General features: G+C 71.6%; 2 protein-coding genes. Both read right to left on the bottom strand.

All coding sequences use genetic code 11. The features are described 5' to 3' along the window. The coding region (locus tag ACTIDRAF_RS30600; RefSeq protein WP_052168938.1) for a nitric oxide synthase oxygenase at positions 1-1,049 on the bottom strand (1,049 nt) is incomplete at its 3' end. Positions 1,050-1,250: 201 nt separating this feature from the next. Continuing rightward, entirely contained in the window at positions 1,251-1,649 is a 399-nt protein-coding gene (locus ACTIDRAF_RS0222545) for a PPOX class F420-dependent oxidoreductase (protein WP_016700970.1), read from the bottom strand. Positions 1,650-1,867 lie beyond the last annotated feature (218 nt).

Here is a 1,867-nt window from a genome sequence, read left to right as displayed (position 1 = left end):
AACTCCGGTCGCAGGTGGTCGGTGTCGTAGTACCGGTGGAAGACCGGGGTGAGCGCGCCCGACATCGGCGGCACGATCCAACTCCAGTCGGCGGGGCAACGGCGCCCGGCCTTCTCCTCCTTCTCCAGGTGCCGGAGGAAGCGGTGGGACTCGGTGTGGTGGTCGGTGATCGTCACGCCGTGCAGTTCGAACGAGTGCAGGACGGCCCGGTTGACCTCGACGAGCGCGCGGTCGCGCCACAGCGTCCGCTCGCCACCGGTGTCCAGGCCCAGCCGCTCGGCCACCTCGGGCAGCACGTCGTAGCGGTCGTGGTCGGCGAGGTTGCGCGCCCCGATCTCGGTGCCCATGTACCAGCCGTTGAACGGCGCGGTGGGGTAGGAGACGCCTCCGATCGACATCCGCATGTTGCTGATCGCGGGCACGGCATGCCACCGCAGGCCGAGTTCGGCGAACCAGGGCAGCTCGGGATGGGTCAGCGGGACCTCCGCCACGGCGTCGCGGGGGACGGGCGTGAGCACCGGACCCTCCTGCGGGGTCTCCACCAGCAGTGGGAGGACGTCGAAGGGGCCCTTCGGCTCGGGTGGGCGCCACCCGCGTTCGATCAGGGAGGCGGTGAAGTCCACGTACCGGGGATCGCCGAGCACGGAGCCGTCGGAGAGCCGGTACCCCGCGTACCGCACGAGCTGCTCGTTCCAGATGAGCGGCGCGGGCGAGTCGGGCCGGTCGGGCGCGAAGACCGTGATGACGGGCCGGAGCCGCCCGCCGTTGTAGGCCGTGCGGAGGTGGCGCACGCACTGGTCGGCGATGTCGGCCGCGCGGTGGACCGAACGCATGTCCCGAACACGGAGGCTGCGCCAGTACAGCCGGCCGATGCAGCGGGCGCTGTTGCGCCAGGCGACGCGGGCACCGAACGCCAGTTCCGCCGAGGTGTGGTGGTAGGAGCCGGTGAGCTCGATCTCCGTCCGCACCCACCGGATCCGGGGTTCGACGGGACCGGCGTCGGGGTTCTCCCCGTGGAAGAGGCGCAGGAACTCCTCCGCCTCGTCCATGTCGACCGGGGCCGCCGGGGTCGGCGCCTCCACTCCCGTGGCGAGGTGCCTCGGTAACTGCCATGCGCCGTTGTCGAAAGTCACCCCAGGAAACCTAGCGGTGAGTCCCCCGATTGCGAACACCTGACCGAGGATTTCCCCGCACGTGCGGCGACGCTGCGTGACGACGGGCTGGCCCTGTCCACCAGGGGAGCCGAGGCGTCAGTCGATGTTCCACGCGTGCCAGTGGTCGATCTCCATCCACGCGCTCACCCGGGCCCGGTCCCGAACCGGATAGGCCTCCCCGCCGTAGTGCCGGGAGAGCCGGTCGATGTCGGCCAGTGCGGGGTCGTCCACCAGCTCGACGATCCGGCCACGCAGGCTGACGTGCCGGTACCAGCTGTCGTTGTCGAGCACGGTCAGCGAGACCGCCGGGTCGGCGCGCAGGTGCCGCAGCCGGCTGCGGCCGGCGTCCATGTTGAGCAGCACCCGGCCCTTCTCCCACAGGTACCAGGTGGCCACCGAGACCGGCCCGCCCTCCGGGCGCACGGTGGCCATCACGGCCGGTTGCGGCTTTTCGAGGAAGTCGACGATGTGCTGGGGCAGTGGGGGTTTCGGCATCGAGCGCCCTTCCGGTGCTCCCGCCTGGCGACGGCGGGAAGTCCCTTGTCGGCGGAACGTGGTCGCGGCGCGCCCCGCGCGGGGCACGCCACGTGATCGATACCGCGTCCTGCCCGCAGCCGGCGAGAGCGACCGGCCGATGTCACCCGAAAGGTCGAAGCGCGGTCGCCGTGGTTCGCGGCGGGGCCCGGTTCCGGGCGGGTGGTCCGTTCGGAACC

Source organism: Actinoalloteichus spitiensis RMV-1378 (assembly GCF_000239155.1).
Taxonomy (GTDB): Bacteria; Actinomycetota; Actinomycetes; order Mycobacteriales; family Pseudonocardiaceae; genus Actinoalloteichus_B; species Actinoalloteichus_B spitiensis.
This window is presented reverse-complemented; position numbering and strand designations above follow the sequence as displayed.

Excerpts from the sequence above, each read along its gene's own strand:
- ACTIDRAF_RS0222545 (WP_016700970.1), bottom strand. The coding sequence starts at position 1,649 with ATGCCGAAACCCCCACTGCCCCAGCACATCGTCGACTTCCTCGAAAAG.